At 67.2% G+C, this 26,203-nt stretch carries 27 protein-coding genes; 14 read left to right on the forward strand and 13 right to left on the reverse strand.

Translation table 11 applies throughout. The features are described from left to right. Positions 1 to 36: 36 nt before the first annotated feature. Positions 37 to 489: a cyanase gene (gene cynS, locus M1L58_RS17250; RefSeq protein ID WP_248659825.1), complete on the reverse strand. Its 453-nt coding sequence runs from the start codon at positions 487 to 489 to the stop codon at positions 37 to 39. A gap of 320 nt (positions 490 to 809) precedes the next feature. Here cynS and M1L58_RS17255 point away from each other — a divergent pair, with 320 nt between their 5' ends. Next, positions 810 to 1,688, forward strand: coding sequence for a formate/nitrite transporter family protein (locus M1L58_RS17255; RefSeq protein ID WP_248659881.1), 879 nt, complete (start codon positions 810 to 812; stop codon positions 1,686 to 1,688). Here M1L58_RS17255 and M1L58_RS17260 read toward each other — a convergent pair. Further along, complete coding sequence (locus M1L58_RS17260) at positions 1,675 to 3,759, reverse strand: DUF2339 domain-containing protein (protein WP_248659826.1); 2,085 nt, start codon at positions 3,757 to 3,759, stop codon at positions 1,675 to 1,677. The genes M1L58_RS17255 and M1L58_RS17260 overlap by 14 nt on opposite strands. 98 nt (positions 3,760 to 3,857) lie before the next feature. Between M1L58_RS17260 and M1L58_RS17265 the strand changes: the two genes are divergently transcribed. Then, entirely contained in the window at positions 3,858 to 4,190 is a 333-nt protein-coding gene (locus M1L58_RS17265; RefSeq protein WP_248659827.1) for a hypothetical protein, read from the forward strand. 73 nt (positions 4,191 to 4,263) lie between these two features. Then, the gene (locus M1L58_RS17270; protein WP_248659828.1) at positions 4,264 to 5,544 is read left to right on the forward strand and encodes an MFS transporter; all 1,281 of its coding nucleotides are present in this window, start codon (positions 4,264 to 4,266) and stop codon (positions 5,542 to 5,544) included. Between the two features lie 240 nt (positions 5,545 to 5,784). Here M1L58_RS17270 and M1L58_RS17275 read toward each other — a convergent pair whose 3' ends face one another. Next, positions 5,785 to 6,387: a TetR/AcrR family transcriptional regulator gene (locus M1L58_RS17275; protein WP_248659829.1), complete on the reverse strand. Its 603-nt coding sequence runs from the start codon at positions 6,385 to 6,387 to the stop codon at positions 5,785 to 5,787. 137 nt (positions 6,388 to 6,524) lie between these two features. Between M1L58_RS17275 and M1L58_RS17280 the strand changes: the two genes are divergently transcribed. From M1L58_RS17280 to urtE, 6 genes are all read left to right on the forward strand, one after another. After that, entirely contained in the window at positions 6,525 to 7,571 is a 1,047-nt protein-coding gene (locus M1L58_RS17280) for an oxygenase MpaB family protein (protein WP_006865577.1), read from the forward strand. Positions 7,572 to 7,886: 315 nt separating this feature from the next. After that, entirely contained in the window at positions 7,887 to 9,170 is a 1,284-nt protein-coding gene (gene urtA / locus M1L58_RS17285; protein WP_006865578.1) for an urea ABC transporter substrate-binding protein, read from the forward strand. 82 nt (positions 9,171 to 9,252) lie between these two features. Then, positions 9,253 to 10,140 (forward strand): urea ABC transporter permease subunit UrtB, encoded by an 888-nt coding sequence (gene urtB / locus M1L58_RS17290; RefSeq protein WP_005198578.1) that lies wholly within the window; start codon positions 9,253 to 9,255, stop codon positions 10,138 to 10,140. Further along, positions 10,137 to 11,249: an urea ABC transporter permease subunit UrtC gene (urtC, locus tag M1L58_RS17295; RefSeq protein WP_006865579.1), complete on the forward strand. Its 1,113-nt coding sequence runs from the start codon at positions 10,137 to 10,139 to the stop codon at positions 11,247 to 11,249. Before urtB ends, urtC begins: the two co-directional genes overlap by 4 nt. Then, complete coding sequence (gene urtD, locus M1L58_RS17300) at positions 11,246 to 12,112, forward strand: urea ABC transporter ATP-binding protein UrtD (RefSeq protein WP_248659830.1); 867 nt, start codon at positions 11,246 to 11,248, stop codon at positions 12,110 to 12,112. The genes urtC and urtD overlap by 4 nt, the downstream gene beginning before the upstream one ends. Before the next feature lie 5 nt (positions 12,113 to 12,117). Then, positions 12,118 to 12,810, forward strand: coding sequence for an urea ABC transporter ATP-binding subunit UrtE (gene urtE / locus M1L58_RS17305; RefSeq protein ID WP_006865581.1), 693 nt, complete (start codon positions 12,118 to 12,120; stop codon positions 12,808 to 12,810). A gap of 9 nt (positions 12,811 to 12,819) precedes the next feature. Here the strand turns inward: urtE and M1L58_RS17310 are convergent, their stop codons facing one another. The 4 genes from M1L58_RS17310 to M1L58_RS17325 form a co-directional block, all read right to left on the reverse strand. Continuing rightward, positions 12,820 to 14,037 carry an RtcB family protein gene (locus M1L58_RS17310; protein WP_248659831.1) on the reverse strand — a complete coding sequence of 406 codons (1,218 nt, stop codon included), beginning with the start codon at positions 14,035 to 14,037 and terminating at the stop codon, positions 12,820 to 12,822. A gap of 103 nt (positions 14,038 to 14,140) precedes the next feature. Beyond that, complete coding sequence (locus M1L58_RS17315; RefSeq protein WP_248659832.1) at positions 14,141 to 14,779, reverse strand: TetR/AcrR family transcriptional regulator; 639 nt, start codon at positions 14,777 to 14,779, stop codon at positions 14,141 to 14,143. Then, positions 14,776 to 15,438, reverse strand: coding sequence for an enoyl-CoA hydratase-related protein (locus M1L58_RS17320; RefSeq protein ID WP_248659833.1), 663 nt, complete (start codon positions 15,436 to 15,438; stop codon positions 14,776 to 14,778). Before M1L58_RS17320 ends, M1L58_RS17315 begins: the two co-directional genes overlap by 4 nt. Positions 15,439 to 15,545: 107 nt before the next feature. Beyond that, positions 15,546 to 16,286, reverse strand: a complete 741-nt coding sequence (locus M1L58_RS17325; RefSeq protein ID WP_248659834.1) for a guanylate cyclase — start codon at positions 16,284 to 16,286, stop codon at positions 15,546 to 15,548. Between the two features lie 65 nt (positions 16,287 to 16,351). Between M1L58_RS17325 and M1L58_RS17330 the strand changes: the two genes are divergently transcribed. Then, a complete protein-coding gene (locus tag M1L58_RS17330; protein ID WP_040535358.1) occupies positions 16,352 to 16,531 on the forward strand; it encodes a hypothetical protein in 180 nt (59 codons plus the stop codon). 67 nt (positions 16,532 to 16,598) lie between these two features. Further along, positions 16,599 to 17,021 carry a hypothetical protein gene (locus M1L58_RS17335; protein ID WP_006865585.1) on the forward strand — a complete coding sequence of 141 codons (423 nt, stop codon included), beginning with the start codon at positions 16,599 to 16,601 and terminating at the stop codon, positions 17,019 to 17,021. Between the two features lie 123 nt (positions 17,022 to 17,144). Here M1L58_RS17335 and M1L58_RS17340 read toward each other — a convergent pair whose 3' ends face one another. Continuing rightward, positions 17,145 to 17,480: a transglycosylase family protein gene (locus M1L58_RS17340; RefSeq protein ID WP_282578829.1), complete on the reverse strand. Its 336-nt coding sequence runs from the start codon at positions 17,478 to 17,480 to the stop codon at positions 17,145 to 17,147. Between the two features lie 269 nt (positions 17,481 to 17,749). Beyond that, positions 17,750 to 19,060 (reverse strand): cytochrome P450, encoded by a 1,311-nt coding sequence (locus M1L58_RS17345; protein ID WP_248659835.1) that lies wholly within the window; start codon positions 19,058 to 19,060, stop codon positions 17,750 to 17,752. Positions 19,061 to 19,149: 89 nt separating this feature from the next. On the opposite strand from M1L58_RS17345, the gene M1L58_RS17350 reads away from it, so the two are divergent. Continuing rightward, positions 19,150 to 19,749: a TetR/AcrR family transcriptional regulator gene (locus M1L58_RS17350; protein ID WP_248659836.1), complete on the forward strand. Its 600-nt coding sequence runs from the start codon at positions 19,150 to 19,152 to the stop codon at positions 19,747 to 19,749. Between the two features lie 6 nt (positions 19,750 to 19,755). Here M1L58_RS17350 and M1L58_RS17355 read toward each other — a convergent pair whose 3' ends face one another. Then, positions 19,756 to 20,841, reverse strand: a complete 1,086-nt coding sequence (locus M1L58_RS17355) for an NADH:flavin oxidoreductase/NADH oxidase (RefSeq protein WP_248659837.1) — start codon at positions 20,839 to 20,841, stop codon at positions 19,756 to 19,758. 56 nt (positions 20,842 to 20,897) lie between these two features. Here M1L58_RS17355 and M1L58_RS17360 point away from each other — a divergent pair, with 56 nt between their 5' ends. Both M1L58_RS17360 and M1L58_RS17365 read left to right on the forward strand, forming a co-directional pair. Beyond that, positions 20,898 to 21,416, forward strand: coding sequence for a hypothetical protein (locus M1L58_RS17360; RefSeq protein ID WP_248659838.1), 519 nt, complete (start codon positions 20,898 to 20,900; stop codon positions 21,414 to 21,416). A 22-nt stretch (positions 21,417 to 21,438) separates the two neighbouring features. After that, the gene (locus tag M1L58_RS17365; protein WP_248659839.1) at positions 21,439 to 22,218 is read left to right on the forward strand and encodes an enoyl-CoA hydratase; all 780 of its coding nucleotides are present in this window, start codon (positions 21,439 to 21,441) and stop codon (positions 22,216 to 22,218) included. A gap of 82 nt (positions 22,219 to 22,300) precedes the next feature. On the opposite strand, the gene M1L58_RS17370 is transcribed toward M1L58_RS17365, so the two are convergent. The 3 genes from M1L58_RS17370 to M1L58_RS17380 form a co-directional block, all read right to left on the reverse strand. Beyond that, positions 22,301 to 23,464 carry an acyl-CoA dehydrogenase family protein gene (locus tag M1L58_RS17370; protein ID WP_248659840.1) on the reverse strand — a complete coding sequence of 388 codons (1,164 nt, stop codon included), beginning with the start codon at positions 23,462 to 23,464 and terminating at the stop codon, positions 22,301 to 22,303. 20 nt (positions 23,465 to 23,484) lie between these two features. Then, the gene (locus M1L58_RS17375) at positions 23,485 to 24,717 is read right to left on the reverse strand and encodes an acyl-CoA dehydrogenase family protein (protein WP_006865593.1); all 1,233 of its coding nucleotides are present in this window, start codon (positions 24,715 to 24,717) and stop codon (positions 23,485 to 23,487) included. 90 nt (positions 24,718 to 24,807) lie between these two features. Further along, positions 24,808 to 26,103, reverse strand: a complete 1,296-nt coding sequence (locus M1L58_RS17380) for an AI-2E family transporter (RefSeq protein ID WP_248659841.1) — start codon at positions 26,101 to 26,103, stop codon at positions 24,808 to 24,810. Positions 26,104 to 26,203 lie beyond the last annotated feature (100 nt).

Raw genomic sequence — 26,203 nt, forward strand, 5'->3', positions numbered from 1 at the left:
CTCACCGCGGGTTGGAGCTATAAAACGGCGGCGAGGTCACCAGTTGTAGTCGAGGAACTTCCCGTCGAAGGTCACGACCACGCGGTCGCCGCCTGGGTCGGCGCCGCGTGCGATGTCGACCTTGAAGTTGATCGCGCTCATGATCCCGTCGCCGAACTCCTCGTGGATGAGTTCCTTCAGCGCCGGACCGTAGACGTCGAGGGCCTCGTAGAAGCGGTAGATCGTGGGGTCACTGGCGGCGGCCTCGTCCGGGGTTCGGGTCGGTTGCTGGCGCAGGCTCTCGGCTACGCCCTCGCCGAGGCCGAGCATCTCGACCACGACCGTGGCCTTGTCCGCCGGTACGGGGTGTTTGCCGAGCAGCGCGGCGACCGTCCACACCAGCGGTGCGTCGATCTTCTCGGCGATCGCCGCCCAGGTGAGTCCCTGCCGAATTCGGGCCGCGACGATCAGGTCGGCGGCGTCGGACTTCGGCATGATCGGAGTGGTCATCGTGTCTCCTCGTCGATTCGGTGATGCTCCCTCGACGCGGGGGTCGGCGCTCCAGGCCGAATGTCGTTGGTACGTCGAGGGTTATCTCCACCATGCACAGGTGCCGGCGGATTTCCAAGGTGTTGCCGGACTCGGCCGGAGATTTCACACGACGGACACGACGGTACGAGCAGGAGGTAATCGCGGCGAAACATCACTCCGACGGAGCGTTCGAGAGAGGTCGATGTAACACCGGGTCGTCCTGACGACACCTCAACGACATGTGGCCTCGATTCGATGGGGGACAAGTGTCACGAATCGAAACGCTCGGGGAGAATCTCTTGTCCTATGTGAATCCGTCCGAATTCGCGGTGAAGATGGTGGACGCCGGTGAGGCGAAGGTGTTCCTGTCCACCCGCGACACGATCATCCGCGCCTACATGGCCGGCGCGATCCTCGCCCTTGCCGCGGCATTCGCCGTGACGGTCACCGTCCGCACCGGGGAACCACTGCTCGGGGCGTTGCTGTTCCCGGTCGGCTTCTGCCTGCTGTATCTGATGGGCTTCGACCTGCTCACCGGGGTCTTCACGCTCGTCCCGCTCGCCCTGATCGACAAACGGCGCGGTGTGACGGTGAAATCCATGCTGCGGAACTGGAGTTGGGTGTTCGTGGGGAACTTGCTGGGTGCTTTCACGGTCGCGGTGATGATGGCGGTGATCGTGACCTACGGCTTCAGCGTCGACCCCGACGAGATCGGCCAGCAGCTCGGGCACATCGGCGAGAGTCGAACCGTCGGCTACGCCGAGCACGGTGCCGCCGGCATGCTCACGCTGTTCATCCGCGGCGTCCTGTGCAACTGGATGGTGTCCACCGGTGTCGTCGGCGCGATGATGTCGACGTCGTTGCCCGGCAAGGTCCTCGCCATGTGGATGCCGGTGATGGTGTTCTTCTACATGGGATTCGAGCACTCGATCGTCAACATGTTTCTGTTCCCTTCGGGACTGATGCTCGGGGGCGACTTCTCGATCGGCGACTACCTCGTCTGGAACGAGATCCCCACGGTCATCGGCAATCTCGTCGGCGGTCTCACCTTCGTCGGGTTGACGATCTACATCACCCACGCGCGCACCGCCGCCGACCGTCGGCCCGTCTCCCATGACGAGACGACCGAGGTCGACGTCGCGGCGCCCGCCGAGATCGAGACCGTCAAAACGGTCTGACCGGTGTATCCGCTCCCGGGGTCGTGGTCGGCGACCCCGGGACGCGTTCGCCCTGGAGGGCCTTGGCGTACCAGGCGCCGAGTCCCAGAAGAATCAGACCGGTCACGATGAACACGAGGACCCGGAAGATCCCGTCGAGGGTGGCCAGGTCGAACAGGAACAGCTTGGCCATCGCCGCCGCGACGAGCACCAGTCCGCCGGTGACCGCGGCGGTGCGCTCGTTACCCGCGCGTCGCCGGGCGAAGGCCAGCGCCGCACCGGCGAGGACGACCCAGCAGGTGGTCGCGATGACGTGCCCGCCGAGGAATCCGTCGGCGCCGGCGATCAGCACTCCGGACGTGACGCTGATGGCGGTGATGGCATAAACCCCGACGACGGCGGCAGCGGTGTAGGCGACGCGGCCCAGGTCTTCGGCCGTCAGTCGGGTCCACCCGGCGGCGATCACGACGGCCCCCGCGGCGGCGAGCAGGCTGCCGATCACGATCGACAACGAGGCGTTGTCCTCCATCAGACGGGCCTGGGCCAGCACGTACGGCGGCATGTCGTCCAGCAGAGCTGCGAAACCGATCGCCCAGAGGACCGTGCTACCGCCCAGCAGCACCAGCGACGTCGCCGACCATGTGCGCGCGACCAGGGCCGTTACTGTCGCCAGGCCCAGCACCGCGGACACGGCCACCATGCCGTCGAAGCACACGAGGATCGCGACGAAGAGCACGACGAGCGAGGTCGCGGTCCAGATCTGGGCGACGACGTCGGGGAGTTCGAAGCGCTCGGTCCGCACCACCGAGCAGATGACGGTGACACCGATGACGAGCACGGCGACCGACGCCTGCAGCGCGACCGCGCCCGCAATGTCCATCACCGCGCCGGTGAACAGGACCGGGATCGTCGTCGCCGATGCCAGGCCCGCGATGACCTCGCGGAATCGGGTGGTGGGCATCGCCACCAGGGCGCCCGCGTAACCGAGGACGATCACGACGAGTGCGGCGCCGGCGAATTCGAAGCCGGTGTTCGCGGTGCTCGTTCCGCCCAGGGCGGCCAAGCCGACGGCGGTCAGCGGGATCGTGGGTGCGGCCAGGCGCACGGTGTGCAACCAGATCCAGTCGCGGCCCCACTGGACCCATGCCGACGCGGCGGCGAGCACCACCATGAACGCGATCAGGGTCATGTCGAGACCGCCGGTCAGCACCGGACCGAGAACGACGAGCGGGACCACCACGAGCAAGCCGAGATGTTCACTGCGCCAACGATATGCGAGGACCAGGCCGCCGGCTGCGACCATGCCGGCGACTGCCAGACCCGCCACGATGGGGAGCCACTCGTAGATCTTGGTGGCGGCCAGGACATCGAGGTACCCGGCCGCGATCCCTGTTGCGGCCGTGGCGATCGCGCCGATCCGGCCATCCGGCTTGCGGCGCAACCAGATCGCGGTGCCGACAAGTGCTGCCGCAAGCACCCCGCCGCCCGCAACGCGGAACTCCGGGCGCAGGACGCCGGCCTGCGCGGCCAGGACGAGCAGCAGGGCGATGCCGATCAGCGTGACGCCCACGCCGGCGGTGGCGAGGATCTTGCCGATCAGACCCCGTTCCGCGGCCGCGGCGACACGCTCGGACAGCGGGCGCGCGGGTGGACGTGTCGGCAGGGGAGCGGCCGGCGGTCGCGGCATCGGCCCATATGCGGGATGCGGTCCCGGACGTGACGGAGCCTGCTGGACGGGCGGCCCGTAGGTGTACGCACCCCGACCTGCCGGCCGACCGGGTGACGCCCACGGAGACGGCTGCCCGCTGCCCATCGGAGATGCGGGCGGAGGAGGCGCGGGCGCCGGGGCCACGGTCGGCGCGGTGAGCGGTCCGGCCGGAGCCTCCTGCCGTGCCGGTTCCGGCTGTACCGGAGGGTCGGACTGTGCGGCCTCGCCGGCAGGACCCCCGACATCGTCGACGATCCGCCGCAGTTCGGCGAACTCGGCCGAGACCGTGGACATCTGGCGGGCGATGGCATCGAATTCGGTGGAGATCCGCGCGAGTGTCGCGGCTCCCGGATCGCCCCCGAATGTGCTGCTGGAAATGGTCATGGAATGACCCTGTCTTCTCATGGCCCGCGGGACATGAGTAGTGCTACTCACAGTAGTTGGGGGTTTCGAGCGCAGGTCGGCGCGGGTAAGCCTCCGGGATGAACGACGTACAGAATCCCAGCGACCGCGGGCGACAGGACGTCGAGAAGAGGTGGCAGGACACCGGCAGCTACCGGTCCGCAGCGCTCTACGTGGCCGCCGTCGTCGGAGTCGGAGCCATCGCATGTGCGATCTTCCTCGCCGTTGACCGCACCAACATGGTCCTCGCATCCCTGGTCCCCGGCGTATTCGTCCTCGGCGGTATCGGCGCGCTGGTCATCGCCTACCGCACCTACCGCCGCGGCGGAACCTGGCCGATGTGGCAGGGCGCCGCGTGGTTCCTCTTCGCGTTGATGCTGGTCTCCCTCGCGTTCCCGGCCATGGCCGGCTGACGCCGACCCGGAGCCGTCGAGAAGGTTCTGACCGCGACGACCCCGGCGTCGTGACTGCGGCATGATGTCTGCCATGTCGACCCCGTCGCGCACCGGCTCGCTCGCCGTCGGCACCATGGTCCTGCTCACGGCTCTCTACTTCGCGCAGGGCCTGCCGTACGGGTTCTTCAGCCAGGCGGTGCCCGTCATCCTGCGTGAGGAGGGGTACTCGCTCACGCAGATCAGCGTCTATGGGCTGCTCTTCGCGCCGTGGGGACTCAAGTTCTTGTGGGCACCGTATGTCGACCGATACGGGACCCGACGCCGCTGGCTCCTCGCGATGCAACTGACATCCGCGACGATCGCCCTCGTCCTGGCCTGCATCGACCTCTCCGGGACGTTGGTCTGGCTCCTCGTCGGCATCGCGGTGATCAACCTGGCCTCGGCGACCCAGGACATCGCCACCGACGGACTCGCCGTTCAGTCCCTCGGACCCCGACAACGAGGTCTGGGCAACGGGATTCAGGTGGGCGCCTACCGGGTCGGCATGATCGTCGGCGGCGGTGGACTGCTGTGGTTGTTCTCGCTCGCCGGCTGGCGCAGCCTCTTCGTCGCGATGTCGATCCTGCTCGTCGTCCTCACGATCCCGGTCTGGTACCTCGCCCGCACACCCGCGGACGCGACGACGTCGTCGCCGGAACAGGCGCATGTCTCTCGGCCGTCGCCGTCACTGCTCCTCACCGGCTGGCTCGCCCGGCTCCGACGCCCCGGCGTGGTGGTGTTCATCCTGATCGTCGGGGCCTACAAGTTCGGCAACTCGATGGGTTCGGCCCTCGTCGGACCCTTCATGTCCGACATCGGCCTGAGCCTGGGACAGATCGCCCTCGTCGAAGGTGCGTTGTCGTCGGCAGGGGCGCTCGCCGGAGCGGCCCTCGGCGGATGGCTGGCGTTCCGCTGCGGACGACGCCAGGCCCTGCTCTTCGGCGGTGTCACCCAAACACTCAGTCTGGCTCTGTACCTGGTGGCCGCATCGGGCGTCGGCGGGTTCTGGCTTGTGGTGAGCGCCAGCCTGGCCGAACACATCCTCGGCGGTGCAGCGACCGTCGCGGTGTTCACGCTCATGATGGACGCCTGCGAGAAGGGATACGAGGGCAGCGACTACACGCTGTTCGCCTGCGCGGTGGTGGGCGTCCAGGGCGCGGCCGGGTTCGCTGCGGGTGTCGTCGGTGACCTGTTCGGTTTCCCGACGCTGTTCGCGACGGCACTGGTGCTCTCGGGGATCGGCGTCGTTGTCATGATCCGCGCGCTCGATCGCGGGATGGGGCCGAGCACGATCCGAGCACTCGCGCGGAGAGCGTCGCGCTCGGTGGGTTGAAACGTGGCGGGGGATCGTCGCCAGGGCTTCGTGGCTCGTCGCTTGCGCTCCTCGCACCTCAGCCGGCAGTGGGAAGCTCTCGCACCTCAGCCGGCAGTGGGAAGCTCGCATCTCAGCCGGCAGTGGGGAGTTCTCGCACCTCAGCCGGCAGTGGGAAGCTCGCACCTCAGCCGGCAGTGGGAAGCTCTCGCACCTCAGCCGGCAGTGGGAAGCTCTCGCGCCTCGGCCGGCGGTGAGCGATCAGCGGCGACCGGGGATGAGCGTCGCCAGGGCCTCGTCGACGACCCGTTCGAGATCGTCCCCCAGGCTTCCGGCGAGAAACTGTTGAGCGAGCTCGGCCATGGCGCCGGTGAAGACGGCGGCCCGCACCCGACCGGTCAGGGGATCGGTCTCCCGGGCGTCGGCCTCGGCGAAGGAGAGTTCGAAGAGCATGTTCTGCGTGGCGGCACGCCGCTGCGCGAGCACCGGATTGGTCCGTCCCTCTGTGAACAGGATGCGGCCGCGACGCGGATCCTCCGACGCGTGGCCGAGGACCGCAAGCATGCCGGCGCGGGTGCGCGCCCGGACGGAGTGTCCTGCGGTGGTCATCGCAGCCTCGACCACCGCGCCCAGCTCGGCGGCGGTCGCGTCGTACACGGCGCCGAGTAGTTCGTCGGTGTCGGCGAAGCTCTCGTAGAAGTAGCGGGTGTTGAAGCCGCAATGCCGGCACACCGACCGCACCGACAGCTCGGTCTCGGGTCCGCTGCCCCCGAAGATGTCGAACGCCGCGGCGATCAGGATCGCTCGTCGCTCGGCACGGCGGTCCTCCAAGGGGACGCCGGCCCATCGGGTCGGACTCGACATCGTTTCACCATAGACGGGCTGACCCGGGACGGAGCAAGGTCTGGTCACGTGTGTACCCAAAGCGTTAAAGTGGGTACAACCGTGACCACATGGCGACGTGCCCGTGTGGCGTCGTCGGTATCGAGAAAGGACGATCGATGAACGTTCCCCTCGCGCCCCTACGGCTGCCATCCACGGAATGGGTCCCATTGGACCTGCCGCACGAGATGCTCGGATCGTGGCTCAACGGCAAGTTCGACGAGAACGTCCGCGCCAAGTTCTTCCGCGGGATGGAGTTCGAGGACCCGGCCGGTGACCCCGGGTGGTTCGGACCCGACAGCGCCACCTGGTACGTCCACTCGCACACACCGGCACTGATCTTCGGGCTGCAGAGCGCGTCGTACATCGAACGCCTCGACCCCAGCATCTTCTGGATGGGCATGCACCACTCCCGCCTGGTCAGGCGACGTGAGGACGGCACCGCGACCACCTCGATCGACCCCGACGGTGCGATGACCCGCCTCGGGCACTCGCTCGCATTCTTCATGGGGACGGCCTACGGATCGTCGGAAACCGCCGAGCGACTTGCTCGCACCGTGCGGGCGATGCACCACACGATCAAGGGTGTCCGGCCCGACGGCGCGGCCTACGACGCCGACGATCCCGAGTGGTTGCGCTGGAACTACGCGACGGTCGTGTGGGGTATCGCGACGGCGCACGAGATCTACCACCCGCGACCCCTGCGGGGAACCGAACTCGACAGGTACTACGGGGAATTCGTGCGCGTGGGTCATGCGCTGGGCGGAACCGACCTGCCCACCACCAAGGCCGAGACCCTGGAATGTCTCGAGTCATACCTGCCCCGGCTGGCGCTGACGCACGGCAACGCGATGGCCACAGGCGCCAATCTGCGGAATCGTGCTCAGGCGGCGGTGGATTGGGCGATCCGGGACATCCAGCCGCGCTGGGCCCAGCAGCTCATCTCCTACCGGCCGCCGAATCCGGTCGAACGGCGCGCCCGCCGATCCGCCGTGTGGACCATCATCAACTCGGCTCACCTGTCGATGGGGGAGGCGCCCGAGTTCGCCGCTGCCAAGCGACGCGTCGCCGGCGGCACCGACGTGCCGCACACCCTGCCGCGCTACGAACTCGGCTCCGATCCCGAGCTCAGTCGCGCGGAGGTCGAGGCAGCCTTCTCGCACTAGGCCACCGACCCAGGCCACCGACCCCGGGGCGGCGCGTCCAACAGCGATGCGCCGCCTTCGTCGTCGAAAAATCCGATCCGGCAACAACATTCGGCAGTGTGAATCGGGCGTGAGCCGCACTGAAGCGGAAACAGGGAATTCATCTCTCGTCACGCCGGTGTAACAAAGCCTAAATACGTTTACCCGACATACGCGAGTTCGCCGATCGAGTGCGACGCGTATCTCTTCGGGGGGGTCACGCGGTGCGAAGCAGCGCCGGGTGTCTGTCATGGCCCCGCTCGAGCCGACCTGAGACGTATTGAGAAAGGCCTTCGGATGCCGTTTGATTCATTGCCGTCCGCCGTCACCCCCACACGCCGTAGGCGGTACGGCATCCTCATCCCGGCGGCGCTGTCCGCCGTCGCACTCGCGCTGAGCGCCTGTGGCAGCTCGGCGAGTGAGGACTCGGCATCGAGCGCCGAGTCCTGCGTCGACACCTCGGGCGACACCATCAAGGTCGGTTCACTGAACTCGCTGTCGGGCACGATGGCGATCTCCGAGGTCACCGTGCGTGACTCGATCAAGCTGGCCGTCGACCAGATCAACGACAACGGCGGTGTGCTGGGCAAGCAGATCCAGCTCATCGGCGAGGACGGCGCCTCCGAGCCCACCATCTTCGCCGAGAAGGCGGAGAAGCTCATCTCGGCCGACTGCGTCGCAGCGGTGTTCGGCGGCTGGACGTCGTCGAGCCGCAAGGCGATGCTGCCGGTCTTCGAGGACAACAACTCCCTGCTGTACTACCCGGTGCAGTACGAGGGTCTCGAGTCGTCGAAGAACATCTTCTACACCGGTGCCACCACCAACCAGCAGATCGTGCCGGCCCTGGAGTACCTGAAGGAGAAGGGCGTCAAGTCCCTCTACCTCGTCGGCAGCGACTACGTCTTCCCGCAGACGGCCAACCGCGTCATCAAGGCCTACGCCGAGGCCAACGGCATCGAGATCAAGGGCGAGGACTACACCCCGCTCGGTTCGACGGACTTCTCGACCATCGTCAACAAGGTTCGCACCGCCGACGCCGACGCCGTGTTCAACACCCTCAACGGCGACTCCAACGTGGCGTTCTTCCGTGAGTACAAGAACGTCGGTCTGACCCCGCAGGCGATGCCGGTCGTGTCGGTCTCGATCGCCGAGGAAGAGGTCGGCGGCATCGGTGTGGAGAACATCGAGGGGCAGCTGGTCGCCTGGGACTACTACCAGACCATCGACAACCCGGTGAACGAGTCCTTCGTCCGTGACTACAAGGCCGCCTACGGCGCGAACAAGCCGACCTCCGATCCCATGGAGGCCGCCTACGTCTCGGTGTACCTGTGGAAGAACACTGTCGAGAAGGCGAACTCGTTCGCCGTGGCCGATGTCCAGAAGGCCGCCGGTGGAGTCACTTTCGAGGCCCCCGAGGGCCTGGTGACCATCGACGGGGAGAACAACCACATCACCAAGACCGCTCGCATCGGTGAGATCCGCGGCGACGGCCTCATCTACACGGTGTGGGATTCGGGGCAGCCGATCGAGCCGGACCCGTACCTCAAGTCCTACCCGTGGGCCGAGGGCCTCAGCAGCTGACGTCTGAGTGGCCCGTCTTGTGCCCTGCGCGAGACGGGCCACCCCGGACGCCGCACCGACACCACGACGAACGGATGGGAACGTGGAAACCGTTATCGGACAGCTCTTCACCGGGCTGAGTCTCGGATCGATCCTGCTCCTGGCAGCACTCGGTCTGTCTCTCACCTTCGGTCAGATGGGCGTGATCAACATGGCCCACGGGTCGTTCATCATGGCCGGCTCCTACACCGCGTACTCGGTGCAGGAATACCTGATCTCGAACGCCGGTGTGTCCCTGATCGTCTCGCTTTTCATCGGATTCGGAGTCGGTGGCCTCATGGGTGTGCTGCTCGAGGTCACGCTCATCAAGCGCATGTACGACCGTCCGCTCGACACCTTGCTGGTGACGTTCGGCGTCGGACTGATCCTGCAACAGCTCGCGCGCGACATCTTCGGTGCGCCGGCGGTCCGCGTCACCGCGCCGCCGTGGCTTTCCGGAGGCGTCGACATCCTCGGTGCGGTGGTTCCCAAGACCCGCCTGTTCATCATGCTGCTGGCCGTCATCGCGGTGGTGGCGATTGCCGTGACGATGAAGTACACCCCGATGGGGCGTCGAATCCGCGCGGTCGTCCAGCACCGCGACCTGGCCGAGACCAGCGGGATCTCCAGCCGGACAACCGACATCACCACCTTCTTCATCGGCTCCGGACTCGCCGGTGTCGCCGGTGTGGCGCTGACCCTCATCGGTTCCACCAGCTCGAACACCGGTATGACCTATCTGATCGACGCCTTCCTGGTGGTCGTCATCGGCGGTCTGGGCCAGATCAAGGGCGCGGTCATCGCGGCCATCGCCCTGGGCATCCTGAACTCGTTCATCGAATACAACACGACCGCATCGGTGGCCAAGGTCGCCGTGTTCGTGATCATCGTGATCTTCCTGCAGATCCGCCCCCAGGGCCTGTTCACGGTCCAGTCGAGGAGTCTCGTGTGAAGGACTATTTCAGCGGTCACTGGAAGACCTACGCGGGGTTCGCCGTCGCGGCGGTGCTCCTGTTCGGCGTCGCACCCGCGGTGCTCTCCGACTTCCGGCTCAACCTGCTCGGCAAATTCCTGTGCTTCGGCATCGTCGCGGTCGGCATCGGCCTGGCCTGGGGTCGCGGCGGCATGCTGACCCTCGGTCAGGGCGTGTACTTCGGCCTCGGCGCCTACATCATGGCGATGCACCTGAAGATCGCCGACGCCGAGATCCGCGGCGACGACGTGCCGGACTTCATGCAGATCGCCGGTATCCGCGAACTCCCCGGATACTGGAAACCGTTCGCCTCGCCGCTGGTGACGATCCTCGGAATCCTGTTCGTGCCCACCCTGATCGCGGTCCTGCTGGGCCTGGGCGTGTTCAAGCGGAAGGTCAAGGGCGCCTACTTCGCGATCCTGTCGCAGGCGCTCGCCGCCGCCTTCGCGATCCTGCTCATCGGCCAGCAGAGCACCGGCGGCAGCAACGGCCTCAACCGTTTCCGCAGCTTCTTCGGTCTCGCCCTGAACGACCCGGTGAACCGCCACCTGCTCTTCTACATCGCTTCCGCCACCCTGCTCGTCGTTGTCGCGATCACCCGGCAACTGATGTACAGCCGCTACGGCGAACTGCTGGTCGCTGTGCGCGACCAGGAGGAGCGCGTCCGCTTCCTGGGCTACGACCCGGCCAATGTCAAGGTCGTCGCCTACGCGATCGCCGCATTGTTCGCGAGTATCGCCGGCGCCCTGTTCGTGCCCATCGTCGGCATCATCTCGCCCGCCGATGTCGGCATCGTCCCGTCCATCGCTTTCCTGATCGGTGTCGCAATCGGCGGTCGCACAACACTTCTCGGTCCGGTACTCGGTGCCATCGCGGTCGCCTGGGCGCAGACCAGTCTGTCGGAGAGCTTCCCCTCCGGATGGACCTACGCGCAGGGCATCCTGTTCATCGTCGTCGTCGGGTTCTTCCCCGCCGGCCTCGCCGGTATCGGCGTCGCGCTCAAGTGGCGTCGGAAGAAAGCGACCGATCCGTCGCCCACCGGTGACATCGACGAACACGCAGACAGCAAGGTAGGAGCCTCCTCATGAGCGAACCCGAGACGGTGGGCACGGTCGAACCGGTCGCCGGTGGCAATGCCGGAATGGACAGCGACTACCTCCAGGTGCGTGGTCTGTCCGTCGAGTTCGACGGTTTCAAGGCCGTCACCGACGTGGATCTCACGCTGCTGCAGGGTGATCTGCGGTTCCTCATCGGCCCCAACGGCGCCGGCAAGACGACGATCATCGACGCGATCACCGGTCTGGTGAAGGCCACCGGGTCGATCCAGAAGTCGGGTGTGGAACTCGTCGGCAAGAAGGTGCACCAGATCGCGCGCCTCGGCGTCGGCCGAACCTTCCAGACCGCCAGCGTCTTCGAGGAACTGAGCGTGCTGCAGAACCTCGACATCGCCGCCGGCGCGGGCCGGTCGGTGTGGACCATGCTGCGTCGCAGGCCCACCGAGATCCCCGAGGGGATCGCCGAGGCGCTCGAGACCATCGGGCTGCAGGACCTGCGCGACACCCCGGCCGGCGTCCTCGCGCACGGTCAGAAACAGTGGCTGGAGATCGGCATGCTGCTGGTGCAGAACGCCTCGGTGTTGCTGCTCGACGAACCGGTCGCCGGCATGAGCCACGAGGAACGTGAGGAGACCGGAAACCTGCTGCGCCGGATCGGCGGTGAGCGGACCGTGGTCGTCGTCGAACACGACATGGACTTCATGCGGGCGTTCGCGACGTCGGTGACGGTCCTCGCCCGCGGTCAGGTGTTGGCCGAGGGCAGTGTCGCCGAGGTGCAGGCCAATCCGAAGGTTCAGGAGGTGTACCTCGGAACCGCTGCCGGCGGTGAGGAACTCGAGGAGATCGCTGCCGGCTCCGACGACTCTGCTGTTGTCTCGACCGAGAAGAAGGGCTGACCCCGATGCTGAAACTCTCCGGGGTGCACGCCGGATACGGCCGCACCGAGGTCATCCACGGCGTCGACATCGAGGTCCCGTCCGACGGTGTCGTCGCGGTGATGGGGCACAACGGCGCCGGCAAGACGACGCTGCTCCGGGCCGCCGTCGGTCTGGTGAAGACCACCAAGGGCTCCATCACGTTCGACGGCGTCGACATCACCAAGGCCCGCCCGAGCGCGCGGGTCAAGCACGGCATCGCCTACGTCCCGCAGGGTCAGCAGAGCTTCGGCCACCTCACCACCGCGGAGAACCTGCAGGTGGTGGCCGACGGCCGTAAGCGCGGCAAGGAACTGATCGCCGAGATGCTGGACATGTTCCCGGCGCTGAAGGAACTGCTGGGCCGCCGTGCGGGTCTGTTGTCGGGCGGTCAGCGCCAACAGCTCGCGATCGCCCGGGCCCTGATCACCGAGCCGCGGATGCTCATCCTCGACGAGCCGACCGAAGGAATCCAGCCGTCGGTGGTCGCCGAGATCGAACAGACCATCACCACCCTCACCCAGCGGGGCGGACTCGGGGTGCTGCTCGTCGAACAGCACATCGGCTTCGCTCTCGAAGCGGCACAACAGTATTACGTGCTCGAGAGCGGCCGGGTCACATCGTCGGGCGAGGGTGGGACGGCTGCCGAGGCCACCGTCCGTGAGGCGATGACCATCTGACGAGCGCGGTCACACGCCCTTCACGTTGAGCAACTGGCGCAGCACGGCCTCGACCTCGACCAGATCCCGCGCGTCCTCCATGATCTGGTCGATCGGCTTGTAGGCGGCCGGGATCTCGTCGATCCACTCGGCGCCGTGCCGGTACTCGATGCCGACCATCGCCTCGGCGAGGTCGTCGAGCGTGAACAGCTGCCGTGCCTTGGACCTCGAGTACGCCCGGCCCGCACCGTGCGGCGCGGAGAACAGCCCGGACTCGTTCCCGAGACCACGCACCACATACGACTTGGTGCCCATCGATCCCGGTATCAGGCCGTATGTTCCGGCGGAGGCGTCGATCGCACCCTTCCGGGTGAGCCACACCTTCTTGCCCGCGATCTCGACTTTCTCGGTGTAGTTGTGGTGGCAGTTGATCCGCCGCACCTCCACCTGCTCGCGCGGGCGGAAGGCGTTGTCGGTCAACCACTCACCGAACACCGTGACGAACCGGTCCATCATCTCGGCGCGGTTCTCGTAGGCGAAGGCCTGCGCCCACCGCAACTCCCGGATGTAGGCGCCGAACTCGTCCGTACCCGAGGCCAGGTACGCGAGATCGGGGTGTGCCAGCGTGATGTGCCAGCGCCGGCACAACTTCTGGGCGATCCGGATGTGCTTCTGCGCGATCTTGTTGCCGACACCCCGGCTTCCCGAGTGGAGGAACAACCAGATGCTGCCGGTGGCCTCGCCCCTGCCTTGTCCGTCCCCGATCTGCTCGCACAGCTCGATGAAATGGTTGCCGCCGCCCAGCGAACCCAGCTGCTCACGCCACTTCGGTGAGTGGGACAGGTCCACACCCTTGGCCGACGCCGCCTCTTCGAGGGCATCGATACGCGCGCGGGTGTGCGCGTATCGCAGCGTCTTGTTGTAGTTGCCCGGCGACAGCGGGATCGTCGCCTCGACGCGACCGCGCAGGTCGGCGAGATCGAATTCGGCGATGTCATCCTTGGTGAGCGACGTCTGCACGCCGATCATGCCGCAACCGATGTCGACGCCGACCGCGGCCGGGATCACGGCGTCGACGGTCGGGATGACCGTGCCGACAGCGGATCCCTTGCCCGCGTGGGCGTCGGGCATCAACGCGACGTGCGGATGGATGAACGGCAGCGACGAGATCTCATGTGCCTGAACTCTGGTCGTGTCGTCGAGGATCGAGGCGAAGTTGAGCACCTTCTCTGCGATCATCTCGGGCATGGTGTTCCCCCTTGATCGATGATGTGTCGTCGGTGACGACGGCTTGTGGCCCTCGTGCACCGGCCGGTCAGTTCATCGCAATGTGGTTGTCATGTCAATCGTTTTACGCCGATGCCGGCGGCGGGGGAGCGGTGACGATGCCGCGGACGGCGTGCTCGAGGGCGTGCCGCGCGAGGGGGTCGCGTACGTTGCCGCGACGCAGGAGCAGGGTGCCGGGGAGCTCGACGACGCAGTGCCGGATCAGCGTGACGGCACGGTGATCGCGGCGTCCCCACACGGCGTCGGCGAGACCGATGATCAACTCGCCCAACGACTTCTTCAGCGCGAACAGCTCGCTGCGCTGCTCGCCGGTCAGCTCGGAGGTGGCTAGGTCGTCGGCGGTCACCGCGAGCAACAGTTGCGCGCCCGGATCACCGGTATCGGCCAGGCCGGCCGGGGCGAGTGCGGCGGCCACCACCATGTCCGCCGCGGAATCGTCGGTGCCACGCGCCTTTTCGACGGCGGAACGCTGGAATTCGAGGAACTTGACGGCCTCCCGGACCCAGACGGCGGCAAGCAATCCGTCGCGTGACCCGAAAGCGTTGTAGATGGCGCCGTTGGACACGCCGGTCGCGGTACTGAGCGCGCGGATGGTCACCCCGGCCGTGCCGCGCTCGATCCAGAGGTCCCTGGTGTGGTCGAGCAGTTCGGCTCGGTCGTGGCGGCGCGGGCGCCCTCGCGACCGGCGTGCCTCGGGTGTCATCCGATCGGGGCGCGCAGCGCGTCGACGGCCGGGGCGAACAATGTGTTCTTGATGGCGTCCAGAGTGCCGCGGTCCTTGCCGGCCAGTGGGCGGACGATCTCGGCTGCGGCCGAGTGCAATTCGTCGGCCGACGCGGTGGCGTCGACGAGTCCGTCGCGGGCGGCGTCCACTCCGCCGTAACGGCGGCCGGTGGTCATCGCGGTGACCGCCGCCTGCGGGGTGAGCCGCGCGGTGATCAGCGCCGACATCCCCGTCGTGAACGGGATCTTGATGTCGACCTCAGGGAAGCACAGGAAGCCGCGGTCGTCACGCATCACGCGGAAATCGTGCGACATCGCGAGCATCGCGCCGGCTCCGAAGGCGTGGCCGTTCACCGCCGCGACCGTGGGAACCGGGAGCGTGAGGAACCGGGCGAAGAGTGCCTGGACTCGTTCGACGTAGCTGCCCCGGCCCTCGAACTGTAGGCCCAGCGACTGCAGGTCGAGTCCGTTGGAGAAGAACTTCCCAGTGCCGATGGTGACCAGGACGGCCGGTTCGTCCGAAGCCTCCAGCTTGTCGAGTCCGGACTCGACCTCGTCGAGAAACGCGGGAGTGAAACGGTTTTCGTCGTCGCCGAGATTCAGCGTCCAGACGGCGCCGTTCGTCGTGATCGTTGCCATGGAGATTCCCCTCTTCACAGTGCAGAGACCGCGTGGTGCGGATGCCGCCACATTAACAGAGCGGGTGCTCTGAAATTAGGGGGTGTCCTACGACGGATGGACGGCGATCACAGATGGACCGCGATCTCCGGCCCCAGGGTGTGCGGTGCGTGGAGGGGGAGACGGTCGCCGCTCCAGAACCGCCCGGGGTCGAACCAGTTGGAGTCCTTGGTGGTGTCGAGGATTCCCATGTCGCAGTAGGTGATCGCGACGACCTCGGCGCAGTACGCGGCCTCGAGGCTCACCGGTTCCGGTGCCGACACCTCGTGCTGCCGTCGCTCACGTCGCGCTCGGACCTTGCGGTCGAGGTAGGGGATGCCGCGCACGACGTCGATCGAGTTGGGGACGCGGCCGCGGAACCACCGGCCGGCGAGCCGCGCCGTGGTCGGGAACGGGGTGCCGTCGAGCCGGGCGATCACCTTGAGGAGCTGGTCCTCCTGCTCGCGGCCGACCTCGGGGCTGAGCTGACGGATCCAGCAAGCCTGCTCATACCGGACCATCCACTGCTCGACGGCCTCACGCGCATCGTGCAGCTGGACGCCGCGGTGATTCGACCCGGTCCAGACGTCGGTCAGTTTGTCGCCGAGTTCGGCGTGCCACAGCAACGGCGGCAGGTCGTCGATACAGACCGCCATGGCGACGTGGTTCACGGGCGCATTGGTGAGCGTGCGGATGGCGCGGTCGGGGCCGGAATGGCCGCGGAACAGCCAGACGTCGCCGGTGCGGGTCGCATCCAGTGCGGTGGTCAGCGAGACGCCGCCGGACTCTGCGGCGAGGTCGGCGCGACGCGGCCTTCTGCTGCTGGGCATCCCCGAAGACTAGAGCTTGCGGGTGAGGACGGCCATCGGCGAGGAAAGCGACCTATCCTGCCCGCATGAGGAATGTGTGGAAGTGGCTGGGACTCGCCGGCGCCGTCGGCGTGACGACCGGCGGTGTGCTGATCGCGCGGGACCAGCGTCAGCGCAACGCCTATTCGGCCGACGACGTCCGCGAACGTCTGCACCAGCGCCTGGCGGAGGCCGACACCGCTGGTGGCGGAGACGAACGATCCTGAGGACACTGGTGGGCGAGGTCGGCCACGACGGTCGGCCGTCGAGCCGAACCACAGATAGGGAACACCCATGAGCGACAACAGCGGATTCGGTGGCGGAGCGTTCAACTTCGGTCCCGAGGACTTCGATCGTTTCGCGCGCGAGGCGGGCGAGGGACTGCGCGACGTGTTCGGCAAGCTCTTTGAGGGCCAGGCAGCCCCCGGAGCGTTCTCGATGTTCTTCGACGAGGCGGCGCGTGGACGCACCCGGACGCAGCCGCGACCGGAGACCGCCGGTGAGACCGGATCGGGTGTGTGGGCCGTCTTCGTCGTCGACGAGGACGGCGGCGCCCGCGTCGAACAGGTCTACCCCACCGAGCTCGACGCGCTCCGCGCCAACAAGAACAACACCGATCCGCGACGCAAGGTGCGGTTCCTGCCGTACGGCATCGCGGTCAGCGCTCTCGACGAGTCGCTCGACGCGGAGCCGGGTGACGACGCGAAGTCGGACTGAACGGGTCTGAAACGACGGATGAGGCCGGTGAGTCCGAGTGGACTCACCGGCCTCATGCCGTGCGAAGCACTCATCGGTGCTTCTGGTGATGCAGCCACGACGCCTCAGGCGCCGGCACTGCTATCAGAGGTTCGCGCCGCAGACCGGCCACGCACCGGGGCCCTGGGTGGCGAGGACGTTCTCCGCAACACGGATCTGCTCCTCACGCGAGGCGTTCGCCGGGTTGCCGGAGCCACCGTTGGCCTCCCAGGTGCTCTGCGAGAACTGCAGGCCGCCGTAGTAGCCGTTGCCGGTGTTGATGCTCCAGTCGCCGCCGCTCTCGCACTGGGCGACAGCGTCCCAGTTGCCGGAGTCGGCCGAGGCGGTGGACGCCATCATGCCGAACGGGGCTGCGGTGAGGGCACCGACGACGGCGGCGCGGGCGACGAGCTTGGTCATGTTGGTCTTGGTCATACGCATGGTCTTCCTCCTGATCACCACCCGGGGTTGGCAAGGTGGTTGATTTCGGACGTGGCCGACCATACGGATTGATAACGGTCAGGTCACGTCAGGGTCGTGACCTGCAGAATTTTGGTAACGCATGGATAACGCCGTTAGCTTTGGGGCAAAACCCCAGCGCATCGCGGCATTCCGCGGGCGGATGCGAAAGCTGGTGTTCGGACGTGTTCGATGACAAAGGTCACACCTTCGCGGTGGTGTGGAACACTTGCTCGCGGGCTCTCAGGGGGCTAATGGCGGCGTCGAACGGCGATACGTCCGCCGCGTGCGGGCGCGTACGCGACGCCCCGGGAGAACCAGCGCTCGGCGCGGTCGTCGGTCGGCAGCAACTCGAACTCGCTGAGAATCGTCCGGAGCACCACGTCCATCTCCATGGTCGCGAAGGCTGCGCCGATGCAGCGTCGGGTTCCGCCGCCGAACGGCAGCCACGCGGGTGACGGCGCGGTGCCGAGGAACCGGGTCGGATCGAACCGTTCCGGATCGGCGAACTCGCGGCTGTCGTCGTGGAGCAGGGCGATGGAGACCATCACGTTGTATTCGCGCGGGATGCGCCACGGGCCGAGGTCGAGGTGGTCGGCGACCACGTGTCGGGCGGCGAAGTCGATGACCGGGCGGCTGCGCTGGGTCTCGAGGATGGTCGCATGCCGGTACTCGGTGCCGCCTTCGTCGACCTCGGCGACAAGTCGTCCCAGGACTTCGGGGTGGCGACGCAGACGCTCGAACGCCCAGGCGAGCGTCGTCCCGGTCGTCTCGTGTCCGGCGGCGAGCATGGTCATCAGCTCGTCGCCGATCTCGTCGTCGCCCATCGACGTGCCGTCTTCGTAGCGGCTGCGCAGCATCAGGGCGAGGATGTCGTCGCGTTCCTCGAGTCGGGGGTCGTTGCGTGATCTGGTGATCAGATCGCCGAGGAGGGCCTTGCCCTCCACGCGCATGCGCTCGTATCGACGGTTGGGGTCGACCGCACTCAGCACGCGGGGGAGGTTGGGGACGGTTGCCGCGCGAGAACCGACGGTGACCATCGGCGGGATGATGCGGCGCAGGTTCTCCAGATCGTCGCCGACGGCGCCGAACACCGCGCGGAGGATCACGTTGAGGGTGATCCGCATCATCGGCTCCATCGAGGCGAACTCGGTTTCGACAGGCCACGTAGAGGTCTCGGCCCGGACCTCTTCCTCCACGATCTGCTCATAGGTCTTCATCCGCTTGCCGTGCAGCGGCGGGGTCAGCAGCTTGCGGCGCGCCCGGTGCTCCCGGCCCTCGAGGGAGAAGATCGACCCGGTACCGAGGATGCGACCCAGATTGGGCTGGACGTTGATGACCTTGTCCCCGGCGGTGAACAGCTCGCGTGCGAGCGACGCGTCGGAGATCACCACCGCCCGTCCGAAGACGGGGAGGTGCACGGTGAAGGCCGTTCCGTGCCGGTCGTGGAGGTGGCCGAAGAACAGTCGTCTCGACGCTATCGCCGCCAGTCCCTGCACCGCCGAGGGGAGCCGCGTGGCGGGCGGCAGGTGCGAGTCACTGCGTAGGACGGATGTACTCATCGGCTCGAGGCCTCTCGGGTCTGGTACGTCGGCGTACCAGTGACGGTACGCGCGGGTACCGGAGAGGGCAAGAGGCATATGCTCGCAACGTGAACTCGGACCTGTGGCCGGAAGGTGCCTCGTCGACGCGCGAGCGTTTGCTGGCGGCGATGCTCGACTGCGTCGCCGCCTCGGGATACCGCGAGACCACCGTGGCCGACGTCGTCCGCGTGGCGCAGACCTCGCGTCGCTCCTTCTATCAGGAGTTCACCGACAAGCAGGACTGCTTCTTTGCGCTGGTGCGGCGGACCACCCGGCTGACCATCGATGAGATCGCACGCAGCGTCGACCCGCAGGCCGAACCGGAAGATCAGGTGCGCCAAGCTGTTTCGTCGTATGTGGCGGCCAGCGATCGCTATCCGGGGTTGGTCCTGAGCTGGATTCGTGAACTGCCGGCGCTCGGGCGGCCCGCCGACGTCGTGAAGAACGAGGCGGTCGAGGAGTGGGTCGACCTGTTCGTCCGACTGAGCTCCGCCCCGGCCATGGTCGCCCGCGGAATACCGCCGATCAGCCGGGAGCGGGCGGTGTTCCTCTGGGGTGGGGTCCGCGAGCTGACGGCCGACGCCGTGGAGTCGGGCGCGCCGCTGTCGGAGATCATCGAACCCGCGACAGCGGCGTGCCTCGCCCTGGTCCTGGCCGGTGGGTACTAGCTCCGATCAGCGCCAGGCGCCGCGCAGATACTGCGGCGGGTAGGGCGCCTCGTCGCGCGGGAGGCCCAGCTCGTGTGCGGCTCGTTGCGGCCAGGACGGCTCGCGGAGTGCGACGCGACCGAAGAGAACGGCGCTGATGTCGTCGTCACCGGCGATCTTCTCCGCCTGGTCGGGTTCGACGATGAGTCCGACCGCCGCGGTCGGGACGCCGGAGTCCCGGTGGATGGACCGGGCCAGGTCGACCTGGTAGCCGGGGCCGACGGGGATGTCGGCGAGCACGTTGCCGCCGGAGGAGACGTCGATCAGATCGACACCACGGGCGGCGAGGATCTCGGCGAGCCGGGCGGACTCGGCGACGTCCCAGCCGCCGTCGCGCCACTCGGTGCCGGAGAGCCGGACGAAGAGCGGCTTCGACTCCGGCCACACCGCACGGACGGCTTCGACGACCTCGAGCACGATCCGCGTGCGGCCGGCGAAGTCGCCGCCGTAGGCATCGGTGCGTGTGTTGGAGAACGGCGACAGGAACTGATGCAGCAGATATCCGTGAGCCGCGTGGATCTCGACCACGTCGAACCCTGCCTCGTCGGCCCGCCGGGCCGCCTGCGCGAAGGCGTCGACGACCTCGGCGATCTGTCCGACCGTCAGTGCGACCGGCTCGGCGTAGCCCTCGAAGGGCACGTCCGACGGTCCGACGGTGGTCCATCCGCCGTCCTCGGCGGGCACCGATCCGGAATGCTCGGCGAAGGGGGAGTACGTCGAGGCCTTGCGTCCGGCATGCGCGATCTGGGTGCCGATGGTCGCGCCCTGGGAGTGCACGAAGTCGACGATCCGCTTCCAGGCCTGCGCCTGCTCGTCGTTCCACAGCCCGGCGTCCTGGGGGCTGATCCGGCCCTCGGGGAGGACCGCGGCCGCCTCGGTGAGGATCAGGCCGAAACCGCCGGTGGCGCGGGCACCGAGATGGGCGAGATGCCAATCGGTCGGGATTCCGTCGCCGGCGAAGCAGCTGTACTGGCACATCGGCGCGAGCCAGATCCGGTTGGGAATCCGGACATCGCGGAGCGTGATCGGTTCGAAGAGCGCTGTACTGGTCACGAATAGGGTCAACGGCCTCGGCCTGAGGCTATTCCCCGGGCGGTAGGTTGAGATTCATGACGCAGCCCTCGCGAGATGCGCGCCGCCTGTTCTTTCCGCTGTCGGTGATCGTGTTCGCCGCGGTCTGGATCGGGGTCGCGGTGGTCGGCTCCGACGAGATGGCGGGCCACATCGGCCTGGACGGCGAGGTCACCCGCTGGGACTCGAAGTGGGTGTTCCTGGGTTGGCTGGGAGTCGTCGGGTTGGTGCTCGTGGTCATCTTCGGTGGCGCCGAACGAGTTCTGTCCCGCCTCCCTGCAAGCGCGGTCAACTTCCCGAGCCGTCGTCGCAAGGCGTACTGGATGGAACCGTCGAACCGCGAGGGGTTCAACCGCCGGATGGCCGATGACCTGTCCCTGCTCGGCGGTGCGACGTTGTTGATGATGGCCTGGCTGCTCGCGGCATCGGCCATCATCGGGAGCAGTGACAGCGCATCGTGGACCCTGGCCATCCCGGTTGCGATCTACCTGGTGGCCGTGGTCGGTTACACCGTGTACATCAGCGTCGGGTCGCGGTACGCGATCCCCGGCGAGTGACACCGAAGTAAGGAGCCCGACCATGAGCGAGACGACAGACGCGGTGTCGGTGGAGGTCGACGCGCCGCTCGGAGTGATCACCCTGCGCGCCGCGCGGCGTCGAAATCCGTTGTCCAGCACTACGATGAAGGCCGTCACCGCTGGACTCCGACGCTTCCACGAGGATTCCGACGTGCGCGTCATCGTGATCCGTGCGGAAGGTCCGGCGTTCTCGGCCGGTCACGACCTCGGCGAACTCGTCGACCGCACGCTCGACGACGAACGCGCCGTCTTCGACACCTGCTCCGAGCTGATGCGAACCGTCCACGAGGTGCGCCAGCCGGTGATCGCGGAGGTGGCCGGCATGGCCTTCGCCGCCGGATGCCAGCTCGTTGCGACGTGCGATCTCGCGGTCGCGGGACGCAGCGCGAGATTCTCGACCCCCGGCGTCCGGATCGGCTTGTTCTGTTCGACGCCGATGGTCGCCCTGACACGGGCCGTCGGCCGCAAACGCGCCATGCACATGCTGCTGACCGGGGAGGCGATCGACGCCGAGACGGCGGCCGACTGGGGACTGCTCAGCGGCGTCGTCGACGATGACGACCTCGCCACGACGGTCCGGGAACTGGCGCTGCACATCGCCGGGTCGAGTGCCCGGACGGTGTCGATCGGCAAGCAGGCCTTCTACAAGCAGATCGAACTCGACGAGGTGTCGGCGTATGTCGAGATGTCGGAGACCATGGCGACCAACGCGATGACCTGCGATGCGCAGGAGGGGATCTCGGCGTTCCTGGAGAAGCGCGAACCGGTCTGGACCGAATAGCCGCGAAACCCACCGCAATTGGCCAGGTCCACCACCCCTCAGGGTGGTGGACCTGGCGATCTGTGGTGGGTTTGCGGACGGGTCAGACGTCGACTCGGGCTGATGTCTCCGCGGTCGCCTTGGCGAACCGCGCGAGATGGGCGTCGGCGGTGCCGAATTCGTACTCGATCGCGGTGAGGCGCTTGAAGTAATGGCCGATGGCCAGTTCCTCGGTCATGCCCATGCCGCCGTGCAATTGCACCGAGTTCTGCCCGATGAACCGTGCGGCCCGGCTGATCGTCGCCTTGGCGGCCGAGACGGCCGCGGCTCGCTCGGCGGGTTCGGCGTCGAGTGACAGGATGGCGTAATACTGCGCGGCCACCGACTGTTCGAGCTGCAGGTGCATGTCGACCATGCGGTGCTGCAGCACCTGGAAGCTGCCGATCGGGACGCCGAACTGCTCCCGCTGCTTGGCGTATTCGACGGTGTCGGTGAAGACCTTGCGCATCAGTCCGACGGCCTCGGAGACGACGGCCGCGGTAGCGGTGTCCCAGGCCTTCTCGAGCAGGTCGATCGCACCGTCGCCGGCGATGAGTGCATCGCCGGGCAGTCGGACGTCGTCGAAGGTGATGTCGGCGGCCTGACGGTCGTCGATGGTGCGCAGCTTGTGGAGCCCGAGGCCCTCGGGTGCGCCGTCGGCGAGGTCGATCAAGAACAGCGATACGCCCGCGGGATCGTGTGGCTCACCCGAGGTCCGGGCACTGACGACGAGGTAGTCGGCGAGCGGTGCGGTGGTGACAACGGCCTTGCTGCCGTTGAGCTTCCACCCTTCACCATCGCGATCGGCGCTGGTCTCGATCCGCGACAGCACGCCGCCCGAGCCGTCCTCGAGTGCGGCGAGCGCGCTGAGGGCCTCGCCCGCGGCGATGCGCTGTGCTGCCTCGAGGGCGGTGGCGTTTCCGGTGGAGTGCAGCAGTCCGGCACCGAGAACCACCGAGTCGACGAACGGTTCGACGACGAGGGCGTGTCCGAGTGCCTCGGTGACGACCATCAATTCCTCGGCGCCGCCGCCGAATCCGCCGATCTCCTCGGGTAGGCAGGCGCCAACGACGCCGAGATCCTCGACGAAGGCCTTCCAGATGTTGGGCTGCCAACCCTCGCCGACTTTCGCGGCATCGCGACTGACCTGCAAGTCGTAGCGTGCGTCGAGGAACTTGTTGAGTCCGTCCGACAGCAGCTGCTGTTCGGGGGTGAGTGTGAAGTCCATCAGTTTTCTCCTGTGACCCGTCAGAGACCCAGAGCCGCTTTGGCGAGGATGTTCCGTTGAATTTCGTTGCTGCCCGCGTAGATCGAACCGGCGCGGTCGTTGAAGTAGTGCAGCGGTGCGACGGCCTGCCACGGCTCACCGCTGACGTAACCGTCGGTGGGCGGCGTGTATTGGAAGATCGGGCCGCCGGGACGGGTCGCGTGCGGCTGGAAGACGCGGCCGTGCGGGCCCGCAGCCTCGAGGGACAGCGTTGTGATCTCCTGGCTCAGTTCGGTTCCCAGGATCTTCAGCATCGACGCGATAGAACCCGGGTCCTTCCCGGAGCTCATGGCGGCGAGCGCGCGGTACTCGAGGACCTCGAGGATTTTCGCACGTACCTGGATGTCGGTGAGCTTGGCGGCGAAAGCCGGATCCTCCGACAGCGGACCGCCGTTGGGTGCGGTCACCGTGGCGGCGTCCCGGCCGAGCTGCTCGGCCATGACCTGCAGCGCCGGGGCGGCCGCACCGCCGCCTCGCTCGAACACGAGGAGGTACTTGGCGACGGTCCAACCGTCGTCGATCTTGCCGAGCACGTTCTTCTTGGGGACGCGCACGCCGTCGAAGAACACCTGCGCCTGGACCTGCTCGCCGGAGGCGAAGACGAGGTTCTGGACCTCGATCCCCGGGGAGTTCATGTCGATGAGCAGGAAGGTGATGCCCTGCTGCTTGCGCTCCTGACGCGAGGTGCGCACCAGGCAGAAGATCCAGTTGGCCTCGGAGGCGTGGGTCGTCCAGATCTTGGAACCGGTGACCACCAGATCATCGCCGTCGTCGACCGCAGCCATGGACAGCGAGGCGAGGTCGGAACCGGCCTCGGGTTCGGAGTAGCCCTGGCAGAAGAAGACGCTGCCGTCGAGGATTCCGGGGAGGAAGAAGTTCTTCTGTTCCTCGGTGCCGAACGCCATGATCGCGTGCGAGACCATCCGGATGCCCATCGGCGACAGAGCCGGTGCGCCGGCCAGAATCGACTCGCGGCTGAAGATGTAGTGCTGGGACTGCGACCAGTCGCAACCGCCGTACTTCACCGGCCACGCCGGCGCGGCCCAGCCGCGCTCGTGCAGGATGGCCTGCCATTTCATCGAGGCCTCGTGGTCGGAGTAGACCGAGGTGCGCAGCGTGCCCGCCGCGCGCAGGTCGTCGGTCAGCTTCTCGTCGAGGAACGCCCGTACCTCGTCGCGGAACGCGGCGTCGGCCGGAGACCAGTTCATGTCCATGAGCGGTGCGCAACCTATCTGTAAACGGCTGTGGTCAGATCGGGGTCGAATGGCAATCTACCGAATGTTCGCTCCGGAGCGTAGCCCGGCTCATGATTCGGGCCGCGGTGTGACGCGCGATGCGTCGTCCGCAGGTGGTTCCGGCGTCCTTGCGGCGGGTGGGTTCTCGGGTTCCGGCTCGGCGCCCGACGAGGACAACAGGACGTCGGCCCAGCGGGTGGCAGGGTCGATATCGATGAGGAGCGCCTTGGCGAGCAACGTCAGCGGTACCGCGAGGATCGCGCCCAACGGCCCGATGGCCCAAGCCCAGAAGATCAGCGACAGGAACGTCAGCGTCGTCGACAGGCCGACCGCGTCGCCGACGAACTTCGGTTGGATCACCGACTGGATGACCACGTTGATGACGCTGTAGACCGCGATGACGATGAGCATCTTCGAAACGCCACCGTCGAGCAGCGCGAGAAGTGCGGGCGGGACGAGGCCGATGACGAACCCGATGTTCGGGATGTAGTTGGTGATGAACGACAGCAGACCCCACAGGATCGGCAGCGGGACCGTCAGCAAGGCCAGGGCGATGCTGTCGAAGACGGCGACGATGAGGCCGAACACCGTCGACACCCACAGGTAGCTACGTGTGCCCTGCGCGAAGGAGCCGAAGGCCGAGGCGATGTCGGGCCGCATACCCCGCAGGTGGTTCATCCGGTCGTCGAATCCGACCGAGTCGGCGGCCATGAACAGCAGCAGGGCGAGTACGAGAACCAGGGCCGACGCGACGCTGAGGGTGCTGGACAGCAACTCGGTGACCACGTTGACGACCTTGCTGGTGTCGACATGGGAGATCATGTCGTGGACCTTGTCCTGACTGACGCCGTGGCTGGTCAGGAAGTCCTGGAAGTTCGTGATGATGTCGTCGAACTTGTCGTCGTAGTCCGGAAGGATCGACGCGAGCCGGGCGACGGAGAACACCAGCGACGCGAACAACCCGATGAGGATGCCGTAGACGAGCAGGACGGTTGTCAGGAACGCCGCCCAGCCGGGAAAGCCCTTGGTGCGCAACCATCTCGGCACCGGCTGCACCGCGACGGTCAGCATCAACGCGAGGAACGTCGGCGCGGCGAACGACGCCACCGCCTTGATGCCGGCGACCGCGACCACAAGCCCGGCGATCGTGAGCAGCACGATGGTGCCGCGCGGGAGCGTCCAGGCCGGTGGGTCAGGGCGGTAGGTGGGGGTGACGGTGTCCCGCCCACGCCTGTCCCGAGAACCACGGTCCCGGGTGTGGGCGGATGCCTTTCGAACGGGGCCGGCATCGCCGCGGCCGGGATCGCTGTCGGCCGGCTTGTCGCGGTCGGGCTCGTCGTGCGCGGGCTGGTCGTGATCAGGCATCGGACAGCGCCTTTCTACCGGGACCCCCTGGGTGCGGCGGCTCGCTCCGGCGTGAGCCGGAGTCAAGTCTTCAGCACTTCAGGGGGTTCCGCGGCGCTTT

This window comes from Gordonia sp. C13 (assembly GCF_023218005.1).
GTDB classification, from domain to species: domain Bacteria; phylum Actinomycetota; class Actinomycetes; order Mycobacteriales; family Mycobacteriaceae; genus Gordonia; species Gordonia namibiensis.

Excerpts from the sequence above, each read along its gene's own strand:
- cynS (WP_248659825.1), bottom strand. The coding sequence starts at position 489 with ATGACCACTCCGATCATGCCGAAGTCCGACGCCGCCGACCTGATCGTC.
- M1L58_RS17260 (WP_248659826.1), bottom strand. The coding sequence starts at position 3,759 with ATGACCATTTCCAGCAGCACATTCGGGGGCGATCCGGGAGCCGCGACA.
- M1L58_RS17265 (WP_248659827.1), top strand. The coding sequence starts at position 3,858 with ATGAACGACGTACAGAATCCCAGCGACCGCGGGCGACAGGACGTCGAG.
- M1L58_RS17270 (WP_248659828.1), top strand. The coding sequence starts at position 4,264 with ATGTCGACCCCGTCGCGCACCGGCTCGCTCGCCGTCGGCACCATGGTC.
- M1L58_RS17275 (WP_248659829.1), bottom strand. The coding sequence starts at position 6,387 with ATGTCGAGTCCGACCCGATGGGCCGGCGTCCCCTTGGAGGACCGCCGT.
- M1L58_RS17280 (WP_006865577.1), top strand. The coding sequence starts at position 6,525 with ATGAACGTTCCCCTCGCGCCCCTACGGCTGCCATCCACGGAATGGGTC.
- urtA (WP_006865578.1), top strand. The coding sequence starts at position 7,887 with ATGCCGTTTGATTCATTGCCGTCCGCCGTCACCCCCACACGCCGTAGG.
- urtD (WP_248659830.1), top strand. The coding sequence starts at position 11,246 with ATGAGCGAACCCGAGACGGTGGGCACGGTCGAACCGGTCGCCGGTGGC.
- urtE (WP_006865581.1), top strand. The coding sequence starts at position 12,118 with ATGCTGAAACTCTCCGGGGTGCACGCCGGATACGGCCGCACCGAGGTC.
- M1L58_RS17310 (WP_248659831.1), bottom strand. The coding sequence starts at position 14,037 with ATGCCCGAGATGATCGCAGAGAAGGTGCTCAACTTCGCCTCGATCCTC.
- M1L58_RS17315 (WP_248659832.1), bottom strand. The coding sequence starts at position 14,779 with ATGACACCCGAGGCACGCCGGTCGCGAGGGCGCCCGCGCCGCCACGAC.
- M1L58_RS17320 (WP_248659833.1), bottom strand. The coding sequence starts at position 15,438 with ATGGCAACGATCACGACGAACGGCGCCGTCTGGACGCTGAATCTCGGC.
- M1L58_RS17325 (WP_248659834.1), bottom strand. The coding sequence starts at position 16,286 with ATGCCCAGCAGCAGAAGGCCGCGTCGCGCCGACCTCGCCGCAGAGTCC.
- M1L58_RS17330 (WP_040535358.1), top strand. The coding sequence starts at position 16,352 with ATGAGGAATGTGTGGAAGTGGCTGGGACTCGCCGGCGCCGTCGGCGTG.
- M1L58_RS17335 (WP_006865585.1), top strand. The coding sequence starts at position 16,599 with ATGAGCGACAACAGCGGATTCGGTGGCGGAGCGTTCAACTTCGGTCCC.
- M1L58_RS17340 (WP_282578829.1), bottom strand. The coding sequence starts at position 17,480 with ATGCGTATGACCAAGACCAACATGACCAAGCTCGTCGCCCGCGCCGCC.
- M1L58_RS17345 (WP_248659835.1), bottom strand. The coding sequence starts at position 19,060 with ATGAGTACATCCGTCCTACGCAGTGACTCGCACCTGCCGCCCGCCACG.
- M1L58_RS17360 (WP_248659838.1), top strand. The coding sequence starts at position 20,898 with ATGACGCAGCCCTCGCGAGATGCGCGCCGCCTGTTCTTTCCGCTGTCG.
- M1L58_RS17365 (WP_248659839.1), top strand. The coding sequence starts at position 21,439 with ATGAGCGAGACGACAGACGCGGTGTCGGTGGAGGTCGACGCGCCGCTC.
- M1L58_RS17370 (WP_248659840.1), bottom strand. The coding sequence starts at position 23,464 with ATGGACTTCACACTCACCCCCGAACAGCAGCTGCTGTCGGACGGACTC.
- M1L58_RS17375 (WP_006865593.1), bottom strand. The coding sequence starts at position 24,717 with ATGGACATGAACTGGTCTCCGGCCGACGCCGCGTTCCGCGACGAGGTA.
- M1L58_RS17380 (WP_248659841.1), bottom strand. The coding sequence starts at position 26,103 with ATGCCTGATCACGACCAGCCCGCGCACGACGAGCCCGACCGCGACAAG.